At 42.9% G+C, this 16,511-nt stretch carries 11 protein-coding genes; 7 read left to right on the top strand and 4 right to left on the bottom strand.

Annotated features, from left to right (window positions below):
• Window positions 1–22: 22 nt before the first annotated feature.
• On the bottom strand, window positions 23–454 hold the full coding sequence (locus tag G613_RS0113550; protein WP_029233129.1) for a flavodoxin: 432 nt from the start codon (window positions 452–454) through the stop codon (window positions 23–25).
• 218 nt (window positions 455–672) lie between these two features.
• Between G613_RS0113550 and G613_RS0113545 the strand changes: the two genes are divergently transcribed.
• The 4 genes from G613_RS0113545 to G613_RS0113530 all read left to right on the top strand — a co-directional run bounded on the left by G613_RS0113545 (window position 673) and on the right by G613_RS0113530 (window position 6,125).
• Complete coding sequence (locus tag G613_RS0113545; RefSeq protein ID WP_242826154.1) at window positions 673–1,212, top strand: DUF3793 family protein; 540 nt, start codon at window positions 673–675, stop codon at window positions 1,210–1,212.
• 164 nt (window positions 1,213–1,376) lie between these two features.
• Window positions 1,377–3,947, top strand: coding sequence for a PEP/pyruvate-binding domain-containing protein (locus tag G613_RS0113540; RefSeq protein WP_029233127.1), 2,571 nt, complete (start codon window positions 1,377–1,379; stop codon window positions 3,945–3,947).
• 136 nt (window positions 3,948–4,083) lie between these two features.
• On the top strand, window positions 4,084–5,463 hold the full coding sequence (locus G613_RS0113535; protein WP_029233126.1) for a TrkH family potassium uptake protein: 1,380 nt from the start codon (window positions 4,084–4,086) through the stop codon (window positions 5,461–5,463).
• Between the two features lie 14 nt (window positions 5,464–5,477).
• On the top strand, window positions 5,478–6,125 hold the full coding sequence (locus tag G613_RS0113530; RefSeq protein WP_029233125.1) for a potassium channel family protein: 648 nt from the start codon (window positions 5,478–5,480) through the stop codon (window positions 6,123–6,125).
• Between the two features lie 174 nt (window positions 6,126–6,299).
• Here the strand turns inward: G613_RS0113530 and G613_RS0113520 are convergent, their stop codons facing one another.
• Window positions 6,300–7,793 (bottom strand): alanine/glycine:cation symporter family protein, encoded by a 1,494-nt coding sequence (locus G613_RS0113520; protein ID WP_029233124.1) that lies wholly within the window; start codon window positions 7,791–7,793, stop codon window positions 6,300–6,302.
• A gap of 135 nt (window positions 7,794–7,928) precedes the next feature.
• A complete protein-coding gene (locus tag G613_RS0113515; protein ID WP_029233123.1) occupies window positions 7,929–10,295 on the bottom strand; it encodes an EAL domain-containing protein in 2,367 nt (788 codons plus the stop codon).
• A gap of 195 nt (window positions 10,296–10,490) precedes the next feature.
• Here G613_RS0113515 and G613_RS0113510 point away from each other — a divergent pair, with 195 nt between their 5' ends.
• Genes G613_RS0113510 through G613_RS0113500 form a run of 3 tightly spaced genes read left to right on the top strand, consistent with a single transcriptional unit; the run spans window position 10,491 to window position 13,664 of the window.
• Window positions 10,491–11,426 carry an AAA family ATPase gene (locus G613_RS0113510; protein WP_029674953.1) on the top strand — a complete coding sequence of 312 codons (936 nt, stop codon included), beginning with the start codon at window positions 10,491–10,493 and terminating at the stop codon, window positions 11,424–11,426.
• The gene (locus G613_RS18780) at window positions 11,423–12,445 is read left to right on the top strand and encodes a DUF58 domain-containing protein (protein ID WP_029233121.1); all 1,023 of its coding nucleotides are present in this window, start codon (window positions 11,423–11,425) and stop codon (window positions 12,443–12,445) included. The genes G613_RS0113510 and G613_RS18780 overlap by 4 nt, the downstream gene beginning before the upstream one ends.
• Window positions 12,432–13,664: a hypothetical protein gene (locus G613_RS0113500; RefSeq protein WP_029233120.1), complete on the top strand. Its 1,233-nt coding sequence runs from the start codon at window positions 12,432–12,434 to the stop codon at window positions 13,662–13,664. Before G613_RS18780 ends, G613_RS0113500 begins: the two co-directional genes overlap by 14 nt.
• Before the next feature lie 61 nt (window positions 13,665–13,725).
• On the opposite strand, the gene pulA is transcribed toward G613_RS0113500, so the two are convergent.
• The gene (pulA, locus tag G613_RS0113495; protein WP_029233119.1) at window positions 13,726–16,443 is read right to left on the bottom strand and encodes a type I pullulanase; all 2,718 of its coding nucleotides are present in this window, start codon (window positions 16,441–16,443) and stop codon (window positions 13,726–13,728) included.
• Window positions 16,444–16,511 lie beyond the last annotated feature (68 nt).

Below are 16,511 nucleotides of genomic sequence, written 5' to 3'. Positions count from 1 at the left end.
TATTACAGGGATTGTGCTAGGTTTATGCCTGAGCAAGCTGCCTGCCTAAATCCTCACATTGTGAAATAGCATCATCATCCGGAGCATTGTTGGCAATCACGCCTTCACCGCCAATGATGGATGCGCCTGCGGCGGTGAGCCTGTCCTGCCAGTCCCTCATCCACTGACCGTCTCCCCAACCGTATGAGCCAAAGAGTGCTACTTTTTTACCACTGCACTTTGTCTCATAATCAGCTATGAAGGGCTCAACCGTGCCTTCTTCAAGGACTTCTGCGCCCATCGCCGGACAGCCAAAAGCAATCACTGATTCATTAGCAGCATCTGATGGGCTGAGGGAATCAAATGTAGTAACCTCGGCTTCAGCACCGGCACTTCTGATGCCACTTGCAACAGCATCTGCCATTGCCTGTGTATTTCCACTTCCACTCCAAAAAACAACCTTAACTTTATTCATACTGTTCTCATCCTTTCTGAGCATTTTTGTTTTTATGTACACAAAGCTCTTGAAAAAGAAGTTAGCATATGCTAACATTAATTTCAAGATGTGTATTTGATAATGTTTTTCATGATATTGAATATCTATCAAAGCCCGATTTATGCGGGCTTTGATTTTGGAATATAGTTAGCTATTGCTAACACAAAAGGAAAGGACAAAAAGCGATGGGGGACCAGATGCTGATCAGATTATGTTCACCAACATTGGCTGGGCTAAAGACAGGAAATCTTTTTACAGTGGATATAGATGACCGCGAGAAGTTTAACACCGAAGTAAGAGAATTCAACTGCAGACTTTCGGGAAAGGGAATCCGCATGATTCCGGTCAAGTATTCCGAAAGCCATGTACTCATTTACCTGTATAGGCCGGCATTTCTGAAAAGAGATCTTGCAAATGAAGAAGCCTGCAGGATTCTCAAGGAAAAGGGGTATTCATACAGAAATGCTGATCTGTGTGTTGCTGAGCTTGCCAGACATCTGGCGAAGGATAATTCCTTCCCGCATGAGATAGGTCTTTTCCTGGGATACCCAGTGGCAGATGTACTTGGGTTCATGAAAAGCCCCGAGGAAGGGGTGAAGTATACAGGATTTTGGAAGGTATATGGTGATAAGGATTCGGCACTTAGGACGTTTGATAAGTATAAGAAGTGTACGGAAATATACAGCAGGGCACACAGAAACGGAACATCGCTGGAACAGCTTACAGTGGTAAGCTAAAGACCATATGATTCATTTGGGGAAGAAAACAGGCCGTTAGCTGAAAGCCGGCATGATATAAAAAGTATATTTTGCCCCGGATATGTGATATCATAAAGACATGAAAGCAAAGGCGCTTACAAAAAGTTGGCGTGCTTTGCTTTTTTTTGTAGGAGGAACCAACTATGGCGGCATTTGAACGTGTACTGTCCGGGATTCCGGAGATGGACAAGGCTCTTGATAATATAAGGCTTGGTGACAATGTTGTTTTCAGAGTGTCTGACCTGTCGGAGTTTAAGCTGTTCGTAGATCCATACGTGGAACAGGCCAAAAAGGACAAGCGAAACATAATCTATTTCAGATTTGCCAGTCACGATCCCCTGGTTGAAGACTGTCCGGAGGTAAAGACCTATCAGGTTCCGCTGACTCATCGTTTTGAGACTTTCACCGTTGATATACACAATATCATTGAAAAAGAGGGAAAGGATGCCTTCTACGTTTTTGACTGCCTGTCTGAGCTGCAGATACGCTGGGCTACCGACCTTATGATGGGTAATTTCTTCAGGGTGACATGCCCGTTTCTATTTATTCTCGATACAGTTGCTTTCTTTCCGATAATACGAGGAAAGCACTCTTTTCACGCGGTTAACAAGATTCTAAATACAACACAGCTATTTCTTGATGTGTATTCCGATACAAAAAATGTATATGTTCGTCCGGAAAAGGTGTGGAACAGAGATTCCGAGACCATGTTCCTGCCCCATATTTACAAAAAGGAGGAAGGAACCTTCAGGCCAATCCTTGATGGAGTTCAGTCCAGCCGTTTTTACCAGCTTTTGGATAATTTCCAAAGACCCGGAGAGGATCAGTACATTGATTTCTGGGATAAATTTTATAACACGGCAAAAATGCAGTACAACAGCCGTATGGACATGACTGAGTCCTGCAATGTGATGTGCAATATCATGATGACCAGAGACGAGAAGATGAGGCTCATGGTAAAAAAGCATTTTAAACCGGAGGACTATTTTGCTGTAAGAAACCATATGATAGGCACAGGACTCATTGGAGGAAAGGCCTGCGGAATGCTTCTTGCAAGGGCTATCATCCGCAACATGAGCCCGGAGATAGATGAAGTACTGGAGCCTCACGATTCATTCTTTATGGGCTCTGATGTTTACTATACCTACATTGTAGATAATGAATTCTGGGATCTTCGAATTCGCCAGAGGACTGAGGAGGAGTATTTTTCCCTGGCGGATGAATTTGCATTAAAGCTCAAACAGGGCTCTTTTTCCGAAGAACTTAGGACGCAGTTTAAGCATATCCTTGAGTATTACGGACAGGATCCGTTTATTGTAAGGTCAAGTAGTATTCTGGAGGATGGCTTTGGAAATGCCTTTGCAGGTAAATATGAGTCAGTTTTCTGCGCAAACAGAGGCACTTTGGAAGAACGACTTGAGGAATTCGAAAACGCCATAAGAACAGTCTATGCCAGCACAATGAGTATGTCCGCTTTGGATTACAGAAAGAGACGCGGACTTGATAAAAGAGATGAACAGATGGCACTACTCATTCAGAGGGTTTCAGGTTCATATTACGGGCCATATTATATGCCTTGTGCTGCCGGGGTTGGCTATTCCTACAGCCCATATAAATTCCTGGCAGGCATTGACCCGAAAGCTGGAATGTTAAGGCTTGTAATGGGGCTTGGAACATCGGCGGTAGACAGGACTATGGGGTCTTATCCCAGGCTTGTAAGCCTTGATATGCCTGAGGCTACGTCAGCGGTTACAGTGGCAGAGAAACACCAATTTTCTCAAAGGGCGGTGGAAGCCATGGATGTCAGCGAACATGCGCTTAAACGCCTGGACCTTAGAGATATTGAGGGTAAGCTTCCCATGTATCTGATAAACACGCTTCTTGAGCACGATTATGAGGTTGAGGATTCGTTAAAAGAGCGTGGAATCTACCGGGATGTGAGATTTATATCCTGCAAGGGCCTGGTTAAAAAGAAAACCATTATGTCGCAGATGCAGCAGCTGATGCAGATTATTCAGGAGGAATATGAGCATCCGGTGGACATTGAGTTTACCCTGAACCTGTCGGAGAACGGGGAGTATTCCATAAACCTTTTGCAATGCAGGCCCCTTCAGGTCTTCAAGGATACAGCAGCTATAGAAGTTCCTGACAGCGTACCGGAAGATAGCATTCTTCTTGAAAGTGTAGACTCTTCCATGGGACTTTCAAGAAGTACACCGATTGATCTCATAGTCTATGTAGATCCAAAGGCCTATTACAATATGCCTTATGCGGATAAAACCAGGATTGCAAGGACAATAGGCAAGGTGAACTGGACCTATAGGGAACAGGGAAAGCACATGATGCTGATTGTCCCCGGACGTATCGGCACTTCATCCCCTGAACTTGGGGTACCCACTTCTTTTGCGGATATAAGCGAGTTTGAAGCTGTATGTGAGGTGGAAGAGAAGGAGGCCGGTTACAATCCTGAGCTTTCCTATGGAAGCCATATTTTCCAGGACCTTGTTGAGGCAGATATCCTCTATACAGCAGTCTTTGCCAATGAAAAGACTCTTCATTTTTCACCGGATAGGCTATCAGCCTTTAGAAACATCAGTGGGGATTTTGTAGATACAGACAGTGATGCAGACATTGTAAAAATCTATGATATGAAGGAGGCCGAGTGTACTCTTTTCTATGATCTTGAAAAGAATCACCTGTTATTGAAAAAATAAATGCCATCGTTAAAGGCTCATGTCCCGTGCTCAAATAATTTATACATTACATTCCGGAAAAAAGTTGGTATAATCAGCAAGGAGAATTTGTTTTTCGAGTAATATAAGGAGATTGACGTAAGTCTCATAACATATTATGCATTTTTCTACATTTAAAGAAATAAAACTTTCCCCGGTGCAGATCATTCCGGGGAGTTTTCTTTTGACTATAATTATTGGAACGTTTCTTTTGATGCTGCCTGTATGCTCGGCAACCGGCGAGGCAACGCCGTTTCTTACAGCCTTATTTACGGCGACAACCTCAGTTTGTGTTACAGGTCTTGTAGTGGTGGATACCTACATGCACTGGAGCTTTGTGGGACAGCTTATAATTCTGATTCTTGTGCAGATTGGCGGTCTGGGAATGATTGCTGTGGCATCTATGCTGATGATGCTGACTGGAAGGAAATTCTCACTTACCGACAGAATGCTTCTAAGAGATGCTTTCAATCTGAATTCTGAGTCAAGGCTTTTATCCTTTCTGGCAGCGGTTCTTAAGGGAACTTTTTTGGTGGAAGGAATCGGAGCGCTCCTGTATTCTATAGCATTTATTCCAGAATTTGGTGTCAAAAAAGGTCTGTGGAGTGCGATATTTAACGCGGTTTCTGCTTTTTGTAATGCGGGAATGGATGTTATCGGACCAAACAGTATGGCCAATTATAGGAATAATCCCCTTGTAATGGCAGTTACAATGCTTCTTATAGTTATGGGTGGTATTGGATTTGTAGTCTGGTTTGATGTAATCGACAAATCCAGAGAAGGTGTTAAAAAAGGTTTTTCTCCTCTGAAAGTTATAGGAAGGCTTTCTGAGCATGCCAAGCTAGTTCTGAGCTTTAGTTTGGCGCTGATATTGGGTGGAATGGTTCTGTTTATGATAACGGAGTACAACAATCCCGGCACTATCGGAGAAATGAGTATTGGCGGCAAACTGACAAACAGTTTGTTCCAGTCAATTACACTCAGAACAGCCGGATTTACTACATTCCCTCAGGAAAACTTAACTGTGGCATCCTGCCTTGTTTCCTATATTCTGATGTTTATCGGTGGATCCCCAATAGGAACCGCAGGCGGCGTCAAGACAGTGACTATGTTCCTTCTTATCATGAATCTTCGCACTTATGTAAGCCATCAGGACGAGAAGGTTATCTTTAAACGCAGAGTTTCGGAAGAATCCATGCGAAAAGCCTCCGCAGTAGTATTTGTGGGAGTAGTGGCTGTGTTTATTCTGACAATTATTTTATCTATTGTTAATCCGGTTCCCATGGAGGACGCACTATTCGAGATAGTAAGTGCCTGTGGAACAGTAGGTCTTTCAAGAGGACTGACTTCCTCACTTGGAACGGCGGGACAGATAGTAGTTATTATTTCAATGTATTTGGGAAGAATCGGCCCCATCTCGCTGGTGGCACTTTTCTCACGTAGCAAAGAACACAATAATTTGATCAATTATTCAGAAGGCATTTTTTATGTCGGATAAGAGGGTAAAAAGATATGACTAAGAAATCAATTGCTGTTTTAGGTCTTGGAAAATATGGACGAAGCCTGGCAGAAACTATGTATAGCCTCGGAGATGACGTTCTGGTTGTAGATAAGGATGAGCAGATCATAAAAGATATGTCATCAAAGGTAACTTCTGCAATTTGCGCAAATCTGGACAATGAGGACGAGGTTAATGCCCTGGGACTTCAGAACATGGACATTGTAATTACAAGTATGGGTGGAAACCTTGCAGCCAGCATTTTGTCAGTAGCTATTGCCAAGGAGAAGGGTGTTCCTGTAGTAATTGCCAAGGCTTCCTCCAACAGAATGAAGATGCTTCTTGAAAGAGTGGGAGCAGACAAGATCATCTGCCCTGAAGAAGAGGGCGGCGTGAGATCAGCCAGAATCCTTACTTCCCAGTATATTCATGACTATTTTGAAATTGATGATAACCTTTGCATGATTGAGCTTCAGCCTAGAAAAGCCTGGATCGGCAAGGATCTTATCGAACTTAATCTCAGAAAGAAATACAATATGAACGTTGCAGCAATTAAGACTGCAGGCGGTAACTGGGCCTACGTGGATCCTACAAGAAAACTTACAGAGGATAATTTCCTTATGATAATCATCGAAAAAGATGATTTGAACAAATGGAGATAAAAGACTCAACATATATTCCGTTGATATTGTATTAAGGATAGATGTGATTAAGTATTGAAAAGGGGTTTTTTTTACAAATGAAAAAGCATACGCTTATTGAGCTTGCGATTACAGCAGCTCTTTTGACAGGAAGTATTGTGGGATGCGGAAACGCTGCAGATTTCTTTTTTTGTCTTATGAACTGAGCTCTTGTTCGTGCAAATCCTGAATTTCTTCTATAGAGGAGAGCATCGGTTTTACATTTTTTCCTCTTACTTTTCTGTCTATATAGTTCTGAGTAATTTTCATTACGGTTCCGGAAAGAGCAATTACACCGATAAGGTTGGGAATTGCCATCATTCCGTTGAAGGTATCTGAAAGATCCCAAGCCAGGGAAAGATCCATGGTTGCTCCAATAAGGATAAATACAACAAATATTATCTGATATAGCTTCGTAGCTTTTGTACCAAAGAGATATTCGAAACCTTTTTTGCCGTACTGGCTCCAGCCAAGTACAGTGGAAAATGCGAAGAACAAAATGGCAATAGCGATAAACGCAGAACCGGCGCTTCCGTAAACTGTGGAGAAAGCTTCAGCAACAAGGGCTGTAGAAACGGCATCAGATATAACTTCACCGGTTTCAAGGTTTACAAGGCCGCTTGAAAGAACAGCAAAAGCAGTAAGTGTACATACAACGATGGTATCTGCGAATACTTCAAATATTCCCCACATTCCCTGAACTACAGGTTCTCTTACGTTAGATGCGGAGTGAACCATAACTGAAGAACCAAGACCTGCTTCGTTGGAGAAAACACCTCTTTTCATACCCCACTGAAGAGCATAAGCAACGCCGCTTCCCACGATACCGCCGCCAACAGCTCTCATACCGAAGGCACCCTTAAAGATTGAGACAAATACAGCGCCAACCTTATCAAAATTGATGATTACGATGACAATTGAGCAAATAAGATAAATGATAGCCATAAAAGGAACAAGTCTCTCTGTTACAGATGCAATTCTCTTAAGACCGCCGACAATTACAAGTCCCGCCAGCACCATAAGGATAACACCAGTTATTATATAAGGAACACCGAAAGCGGAATTCATATTAACAGCGATGGAATTGATCTGGCTCATGTTGCCGATACCAAAGGATGCAAGTACGCAGAAGATACTGAACATAACTGCCAAAAAAGCTCCGAGCTCAGCGCAGCCTTTTTTGGAACCAAGGCCGTCCTTGAGGTAGTACATAGCACCGCCGGACCATTCATTTTTCTCATTTCGTCTGCGGTAGTAAATACCAAGTACATTCTCTGAGAAGTTGGTCATCATTCCGAAAAATGCTACAACCCACATCCAGAAGATGGCTCCAGGACCGCCGGAGAGGATAGCCGCAGCCACACCTGCGATATTACCTGTTCCGATGGTGGCAGCAAGGGCTGTACAAAGGCTCTGGAACTGAGAAATCTGCATGTCATCCTTTTCTGTGTGAGCGGTTACGTGCTTATCTTTGAAAATACCGCCGATGGTGCTTTTAACCCAAAGCTTAAAGTGGGAAACCTGATAAAACTTGGTCAGCATAGTCATTAAAATTCCGGTTCCGACTAAAAGAATCAGCATGGGAAGGCCCCATACAAAACTGTTTACAGCGCCATTGACTTTTTCAACCGTTGCTAAAAAATTCCCCATAATCGTTCTCCTAAATACATGATATTAAAAGAAAAAGACGCACGAAATTACATTCGAAACGTCTTTGTTTTGGCTAGTATAACATATAACTTTGCTGCTGTAAAGTTATAAAGAGTTAATGAGACATAATATTTTTTATTTATCTAATACTTTCTCAAATTCTTTTTCCGGCATAGGCTTGTAGAAATAGTAGCCCTGAATGTAGTCACAGTCGTAATCTCTAAGGAATTTATACTGTTTCTCAGTCTCTACGCCTTCAGCTGTAACTTTGGCACCAATCATGTGGGCAAGTCCGATAGTGGTGATTATTATGGACTCTGCTTTCTCGTTAATGCCAATTTTACGTATAAAGCCCAGATCCAGCTTGATTATGTCGAAGTTGAAGTTTTCCAGCATGGAAAGAGAGCTCATTCCACTGCCGTAGTCATCAAGAAGGATCTTAATTCCCTGCTCCTGCATTTTATTAAGATAATCAAGGGCCTTGGACTCAAGGTCTGCGTAGGCAGACTCCGTAACCTCGAAACGGAACATGGATGGGTCAATATCAAGATCTTTTATCCTTTCAAAAATACTTTCTATAAAAGAAGAGTCGTAGAAATCAATTCTGGAGAGATTTATAGCGCAAGGAATTATCTTTTTTCCCAGGTAAGCACGTCTGGTAATAAGCTGCATTCCTCTGTCCACAACAAAATTATCCAGGATGGAAATCTTACCCTCTGATTCGATAATAGGCACGAAATCACTTGGAGGAACCATACCAAAGTCCTTGTGGCACCATCTGATGAGCATTTCTGCGCTGACTATTTCGCCGGTTTTGACATCAACAATCGGCTGATAATAAGGCTCAAACTCGTTGTCATCGATTCCTCTTTCAAAATCCGACAATAAAAACCTCTGACGTACATAAGTTTCCTTCATGGTGTCATCGTAATAGGCGTAAAGGACATTACCTTTTCCGTTCTTGAGGTTGTTCTCAGCCAGCTTGGCACCGGCTAGCAATTGGGTTATTTCTATTCTTGAGTGCGGGATGGAATAAATGCCGCACCTTATTTCGTAGTTAAACTCTTTGGATTCAACCTGAAATACCTGACTGCACAATGCCTTAAGATTTGATTTCTTAAGGTTATCGTCAGAAGTAATAAGGACGAAGTGGTCACTATCAAGTCGTCCCATAAGTACAGGTTTTAAATGCTTTCTGATGGCATCTCTTGTCTGGAAGATTACCATATCGCCGTTTCTGTCACCAAATAACTCGTTTACAACCTTGAAGCCTTTTACATTTGTATAAACGAGAGAGTAGTGGCCCTGCTCGGAAAACTCTGAAATGAAGAGAGTAGCTCTTTTCATAAAGCCAATTCTGGTGTATTCATCAGTCATCCAGTCATGATCCAGGGCTGTTGTTATATCAAAGAAAACAAAGAGCAGCCAGTCCGGATAGCCCGGGATCTTTCTTACTCTGACGTTCTTGGCTCTTTCGCCGTAGGGGGTGTCCACATGGACGGTTCTTACATAATTTCCCTTATTGTTAAGCTCATCAATAATAACAGGAATTGAAGAATTTTCGACGAAGGCATCCCGCTCATCAATACTGATTTTCTGCGAAAGCGTTAGACAAATGTCCTCATATCGTAGCCTGCTTCCCTCGAAAAGCTTGGAGAGTTCTTCGCTTAAGTGGTAAACTTCGCACACTTTATTTGTTATATTCACGGAAACAACCAGCTCGTAGCCATCTTCCATGAGAGTTTTGATGACGGGCTGCTCGTAAACACCCATGAAGGGGATAATATTTCCCTGTTTAAGGGGTGTGATGATGCCATCCTCTATTTTTTCCCCGACTCCTTTGAAGGTAGTCTTTCCGTTTTTTACCTTAAAGTAGCTGCTGTCCGAGATAAGGTAGAATTTGCTTCCGAAACTGTCTGGAATCACTATATCATTGATGAAATTCTGACCGGCGATTTCCACAGTCTTAAGAAAGTCGGCATGGGGGATAATTTCGATATTGGTAAGATCAAGACCATCTGAAAAGCGGACAAAGTTAGGGTCATTAACTTCGTCTTCGTTTTCCGGAGCAAGATAAACATTATAGGCGGCGTTCATAGAACCTGCGCTTAGACCTATGATTATTCCCTGGTAGGGTAAAAGAGCTTCCTTAAGCCCGATACGTTTCATGAAAGCCAGCTGAGTTGGGGCATGTCCCCCCGCGAGATAAATGACACTTGCCCAGGAGATAAGCGAAGACAGAGATTTCTTGCTTTTTTCATCCAGAAGGCGCACTTCATCTACTTTGAGCCCAGTGAACTCGAAGGCATCAAGAAGGCATTTCTTTTGATGATCGTTTTCAACTTTATTATCAGGATCACAGGGTACATACAGCAAATGTACAGTTTCAGGCCATTCCTGCTTGAGATCCTCAAAAAAACCATAGCACTCCCCGGGCGCTTTTTTCTCATAGCTTCCGATTTCCTGGTAAGGGATAAAACTACTGGTTAAATATAGAATCATATGCGCTTTCTCCTATGAAAAACCTGAGTGGAAAAGCTTTGCGACAAGAATATTATATCAATATACCGATAATTAAGTATAGGAATTTAAAGCCAAGTTTATGAAAAATTAAGAGGGCTGATAAATTGGCTTTTTATTTCGGCTGGGAGAAGGTATTATATAACGAGAAATGGAAAAAGTATTAAGGGGATAAAAATGATAACAGTAAAAGAATACACTGATCGAATTGTCAAAAATGTTGGTCAGGTGATCATTGGCAAAGATGACGCTATCAGGCAGATTGTGATCTGTTTTTTGGCAGGAGGACACGTACTTTTGGAGGATCTTCCCGGAACCGGTAAGACCATGCTCCTTCGTGCGTTTGCCAGAAGTATAGGCGGTGACTTTAAGCGAATTCAGTTCACACCGGATCTAATGCCATCAGACCTCACCGGCATTCATTTCTATAATCAAAAAGAAGGGGATTTCGTTTTCCGCAAGGGACCTGTTTTTTCTAATGTAGTTCTTGCAGATGAGATTAACAGAGCTACACCTCGTACTCAGTCAGCCTTGCTGGAGGCAATGGAGGAGCGCCAGATTTCTGTAGATGGCGAAACCTTCCCTCTTGAAGAACCCTTCATCGTAATGGGAACCCAGAATCCAATTGAATCTTACGGAACATTTCCACTTCCTGAAGCGCAGCTTGACCGCTTCTTTATGAAGCTTAGTTTGGGCTATATGGAAAGAGAGCAGGAAATCTCCATAATGGGCCGAAAAGACTCCAAGGATATCATAAGCGAACTTGAGAATGTAATCTCAGATGAGGATATTGCAGCAGTGCGCAGTGAAATAGAAGCTGTTTCCGTTTCTGAGGATGTTAAAGCCTACATTATGGATCTGGTTGAGGGAACACGTAAGTCAGCTCAGCTTGCCAGCGGTGTTTCTGCCAGAGGAACTCTTGCGCTCTATAAAGCAGCAAAAATCAGTGCTGCTATGGCAGGAAGAGACTATGTAATTCCGGAAGATGTCAAGAAAGAGGCTGTTTTTGTTTTGGCACATCGAGTTCTTGTTGCGCCGGGTAGTCACGTAGACCCTGTCAGAATCATTGAAAGGATCCTAGGAGAAACTAAGGTACCTCTGGAAAACGTATGAGATATCTGTTATTAGTAGGGCTGGTTGTGATAGTAGTATTGCTACAGTTTGTGATCTCGCCCAGGGCTTCAGCGCATTTGCTATATAGATATACGTACGATTCCAAGCTTGCCGAACCCGGAGAAAAGATTGCTTTTAGTGATAAGCTGATCAACAGCTGGTTTTTTCCAATTGTATATATACGTTTGCTTGAATGCATGCCTGAAGGGGCTGTGATCTTGGGGAAAAACAAAAATAAAGAGAGCCACAGTCTTTTTTTGCCTGCCCATAAGAGCTATCAGCATACTGTTTATTTTACTCTGCCAAAACGAGGTATTTATCGCGGGGGCAAGTATTATCTTGAGACAGGTGATTTTCTAGGCTTCAAATCCTGGATTGAATCGGGAGAGACAACAACTGACATTACTGTCATGCCAAGTACATGTAAGGACGAGTACGTGCTCAAGGTCCTTGGAGGGTATATTGGTGACATATCTGTCAGACGTTTTATAATGGAGGATCCGGTACTCACAATCGGATATCTTGACTATACCGGTCGTGAGCCCATGAAGAAGATTTCCTGGAAACATAGCGCCAAAGTAGGCAAGCTGATGGTAAAAAACAGCGATTACACAGTTGATGCCAATGCGGCAATTGTCCTGAACATGGCCTCCGGTAGTTCCAAAGAAAAGGAAAAGTGTCTGGAAATCGTAAGAACGGTGTGCGAGAAGCTTGAAGAGGAGAAAATATCCTATCAGTTCCTGTCAAATGGGGATGCCGGCAATTTGGATGAAGGCTATGGTAAGAAGCATTTTGATCAGATTATGACCAATTTGGGAAGATCTTCACTGGTCAGCTTCTTTTCTTTTGACGATCTTATTGACTGCTGTATTCGTGAAAGAAAGAGAAGTCGTAGTTACTTCATAATTAGCGCGCCGCTGACACCGGATAACAGGAAGGCCCTGATTAGACTTCAAAGGTTCAGTGAATATGAGCTATGCGTGCTGGAAGCGGAGGTGAATCAGAATGAAACTGATTAATTCGCTGAAAACAGTATGTGACTTTTTGTTATTATTTACCTTTGCTGCGCTTATTCCGTCTTTTGGTAAGTCGTGGGTGTTTATAGCAGCAGTACTGGCACTTTCGTTTGTATCGACCTATTTACTGCAGAGTATACCGTATGTAATGCCACTTAGAGTATTATGTGCTTTATTGCCGGCTTTGGGACTTCTGATCGCAAGGAATCTTGTGGAAATTATAATAACATCGGTTATTATATTGTTCTATTTACTGATAGTGGTTGAAGAAAAGATCGAGATGCACTATGACGACTACAAGTTTTGGTATGCAATTCCGGCTGTGCCGGTTATTGTCACAATTGTAGTCAGAGCGTTTTATTGGCCGGTAATATCTACATCTTCGGTGTGCGGACTTCTTTATCTTATATTGGGAGTACTGGTTCTACGCAGAAAGAGGATTGGAAGTAGAGCAACTGCCGAGATTAAAATGGTGAATCTGGCTGAAATGGCAGGAGTTCTTACTCTGGACGTGGTTGTATGCTTTATAATTCATACAGTGGTAATGGCTGCAAAAGACTACATCGTTTTGCTGTTTACGCCAATTGCTATGATTTTCCACTTTCCAGCCTATATTATCAGCGTTCTGAGTGATGAGCTTTATTTGTGGATGAGGCCTGATTATAAACATGAAGGCAATACAAAAGAGACGGCAGTGGAATTCGGGACAGGTGCGCATGATTCCGGCATTGTTCCGACTTTTAATGGCAAGACCGGAGATGAGTTGGCAGCCATGATAATTGGGGCGATTCTGGTCATTTCCGTAGTGATACTGCTTGTGTGGCTGCTCTATGGTTTTTGGAAAATGCTTCGTGATATGGGCACAGAAACTGCAGGAAAAGACGAGATAGAGGGAGGCCAAAAGGAGCAATTCCGCTTCAAACTAAGCAAGCGCAGGAAAAGAAAGCGCGGCTTTGCAGCGACAAATAACGAGAAGATCAGGTTGATATATACTGATTATCTGTTCTTTATGAAGGCCTGCGGAATCGATATCAAGCGTCAGTCAACTTCTGAGGAAGTCCTGGCCGATTCTCTTGAAATTGTGGATCGGGAAAAGGCTGAGCAGCTAAGAGACCTGTATCTTCGTGCCAGATACAATGATGCCGCCGAGCTCAGCGACGAAGAAGTACAAAAGGCGCAGAAACTCTATAACTACATTACAGAAAATGTTTCTAAAGCATAAGAAACAGCAAAAAAAGCTCCTATCCGGAATAGACCGAATGGGAGCTTTGATTTTTGCAAAGTTACTTTTTCTTTTTAAGAAGAGCAACGATTCCGCAGATTATTGCTGCGATACCTGCCAGACCTCCAACAATCGGAAGAACAGGAAGCTTATTATTTGAGTTTGAAACAGCGGCTCCCTTAACAAGTACCATTGATGAAATCGGATCAACTGTTATTGAACCGGAAACTGTTTCTATTGCCTCTGTGCCTGCCTGAGTCCCTTTGATACATACATTCCAGGTTCCTTCAGGGAGAGTAATAGTTGTAGCTGTGTTATTAGGGTTGAAAGCAAGGAAAATAGCTTCTGCAGGCTCGCCTTCAACGGCCTTGTCTGTGTTATCCATGCTAAAAGCAATGACATTTTTATCAAGGTTATCTACAGGAGTAACACGTGAAGCTACTTCATCAGCTGTAGTGAGCCTTAGCAGAGCATGCTCTTTTCTAAAGGAAATAAGTCCTTTGTAAAATTCGTAGTTTTCCTGGTATTTGACGTCATCAAGGGTTTCCCACTTAAGACAGTTAACTTCATCTCCGGAGCTATAGCTATTGGAATCGAAGGTTCCATCCTCTTTAACTTTGGTACGGAGAATTTCTTCGCCGGCTTGCATGAAAGGAACACCTTCAGCTGTCAGGTAGTAGGACGCAGCAAGATTACTCATTTTAATCCAGGATTCTTCATTCAGATCCTTTCTGGAAGTGGCGATTCTGTCATAGAGAGTGTTGTTGTCATGGCAGGACGCATACTGAATGATCTGGGATGGATTTTTGGACCAGGTTTCTGTAGCGAGGAAAGAAGCTGTCATAGCGCGCTCAGCATTGAGAGAACCTGATGCCCAACCGGTTTCTGCGGTATTAAATACGCTGCCCTTGAGTCCATCGCGGATATTGTCATTGAAATAGGCAAATCCCGGAGTCTTTTCGGAGGACTGCTGTGTTGCCAAAGTTACATTTTCTTTGGTGACGTCAGTGCTCATGCTCCAGCCCTCACCGTAGAAAATTACATCGGGGTGAGTTTTGTGAACCTCAGTGACAATCTCATTTATAGTGTCTATATCAATAAGCCCCACAAGGTCGAATCTAAAGCCATCAATGTGGTATTCGTCAGCCCAGTAACAAACGGAGTCAACGATATATTTTCTTACCATAGAACGCTCAGAAGCTGTGTCGTTGCCACAACCTGAACCATTTGAGTAAGTTCCGTCGGCATTAATTCTGGAAAAATAGCCGGGAACAAGGCGATTTACGCAAAAATCCTTTCCACTGTAGACATGGTTATAAACAACATCCATTACAACAGACAGGCCGTTATCGTGAAGGGCCTTAACCATTTCCTTGGCCTCTTTTACGCGAGCATTTCCGTCATGGGCATCTGTTGAATAGGAGCCCTCAGGAACGTTGTAGTTAACGGGATCGTAGCCCCAGTTAAAGCTATCTGAGCTTGAATTTTCATCAACAGAGCCGAAATCGTAGAAGGGAAGAAGATGAATGTGAGTAACACCAAGGTCCTTGAGATAGTCGATTCCTGTTGATCTGCCGCCTGAAGTCTTTGTACCTGTTTCAGTAAAAGCGATGTATTTGCCGGCATTTTGCATGTTTCCGTTTTCGTTAACGGAGAAATCACGGATATGAAGTTCGTAAATCACAGCATCATTGATTTTTTCGCCGCTGTGCGGGTTCTTGTCATCAGCCCAACCTTCGGGATTGGTTGATTCAAGGTCTATTACCATAGCTCTTTTGCCGTTTACGCCTGTTGTTCTGGCATATGGATCGCAGGCTTCTACGCTTAAACCATCGAGGATAGCAGTGTAGGTGTAATAGGTGCCTGCAAGATCTCCGGAAACCTCAGCTACCCAGGTTCCCTTCTCGTCAGTAGTCATTTCAACGGATTCCTTCAGATCTTTTTCCCAGGAATCACCTGATTCGTAGAGATTTACAGAAACTGCTTCTGCAGTAGGTGCCCACACGCGAAATACAGTTTTGTCCTTGGAATAGTTGGCTCCAAGGTCGTCCCCTTCATAGGTATATTTGTCTTCAAATTCCTGAGTAGAGTAGATGATAGGCATGTTTACGGTATATTCCTGACCATCGAAGCCTACGCGATAATTTCTGTTATATTCAAGCTCGGAAGCAATTGTAAGATCATAGAAATACTGGCTGTCTGAAGCTTTTTCTTTTAACGAAGCCTCAGTAACTTCCACATCCCCAAGTCTTCCTCTTACATAAAAAGAATCCATCAGTGATTCTGCGATTTCCCCAGTCAATTCAAGGGTTATGGTATTGTTGCCATCGTATGTTGCGTTCTTTAGTTTTGTTCCTGTCATAACATCATCCCCATATTCCTTTGTTGCGCCTTCTACGCCGGATTCTACGTAGGCATGGACTGTTCCTGAGACTACTTCGGATATATCTATGAACTGATCCTTATCAATATCCTTGTCCCAATCAGGGGTTCTGACTATGAAGCCGATCTTAGTGGCGCCGCTTGGTACAGCCATAGTTGCTACCATTTCCCCATTTTCTTCTTCAAGAGGGTAGCCGGCTCCTTCGCCGTTATCTGGCCAAAGCCACACATCCCAATTGGCGTAATCCGCATCCTCCCTGTGATAGTGAAGTTTAAGTGTAACTCCCTCGTCTGCCCTTGCGGTAAAAGACATCCATGGTCCGCATAATACGGATGTGACCAGTAGCATGGCTGTCATCACCAGCGCCAGGGCGCTTTTAATGCTTACTTTTTTCACTTTTAGTAACCTCCAATTATTTCGGAAAACGTTTTCCTATTATTTTACTCCTTTTTTGGGGAGTAGTA

Origin of the sequence: Butyrivibrio sp. VCB2006 (assembly GCF_000420945.1) — a bacterium.
Classification (GTDB): Bacteria; Bacillota; Clostridia; order Lachnospirales; family Lachnospiraceae; genus Butyrivibrio.
This window is presented reverse-complemented; position numbering and strand designations above follow the sequence as displayed.

What these genes read in the sequence shown, in the direction of transcription:
- G613_RS0113500 (WP_029233120.1), top strand. Translation starts at nt 12,432, where the DNA reads ATGAAACTGATTAATTCGCTGAAAACAGTATGTGACTTTTTGTTATTA.
- G613_RS0113520 (WP_029233124.1), bottom strand. Translation starts at nt 7,793, where the DNA reads ATGGGGAATTTTTTAGCAACGGTTGAAAAAGTCAATGGCGCTGTAAAC.
- G613_RS0113510 (WP_029674953.1), top strand. Translation starts at nt 10,491, where the DNA reads ATGATAACAGTAAAAGAATACACTGATCGAATTGTCAAAAATGTTGGT.
- G613_RS0113515 (WP_029233123.1), bottom strand. Translation starts at nt 10,295, where the DNA reads ATGATTCTATATTTAACCAGTAGTTTTATCCCTTACCAGGAAATCGGA.
- G613_RS0113545 (WP_242826154.1), top strand. Translation starts at nt 673, where the DNA reads ATGCTGATCAGATTATGTTCACCAACATTGGCTGGGCTAAAGACAGGA.
- G613_RS0113535 (WP_029233126.1), top strand. Translation starts at nt 4,084, where the DNA reads ATGCATTTTTCTACATTTAAAGAAATAAAACTTTCCCCGGTGCAGATC.
- G613_RS18780 (WP_029233121.1), top strand. Translation starts at nt 11,423, where the DNA reads ATGAGATATCTGTTATTAGTAGGGCTGGTTGTGATAGTAGTATTGCTA.
- G613_RS0113530 (WP_029233125.1), top strand. Translation starts at nt 5,478, where the DNA reads ATGACTAAGAAATCAATTGCTGTTTTAGGTCTTGGAAAATATGGACGA.
- G613_RS0113540 (WP_029233127.1), top strand. Translation starts at nt 1,377, where the DNA reads ATGGCGGCATTTGAACGTGTACTGTCCGGGATTCCGGAGATGGACAAG.
- G613_RS0113550 (WP_029233129.1), bottom strand. Translation starts at nt 454, where the DNA reads ATGAATAAAGTTAAGGTTGTTTTTTGGAGTGGAAGTGGAAATACACAG.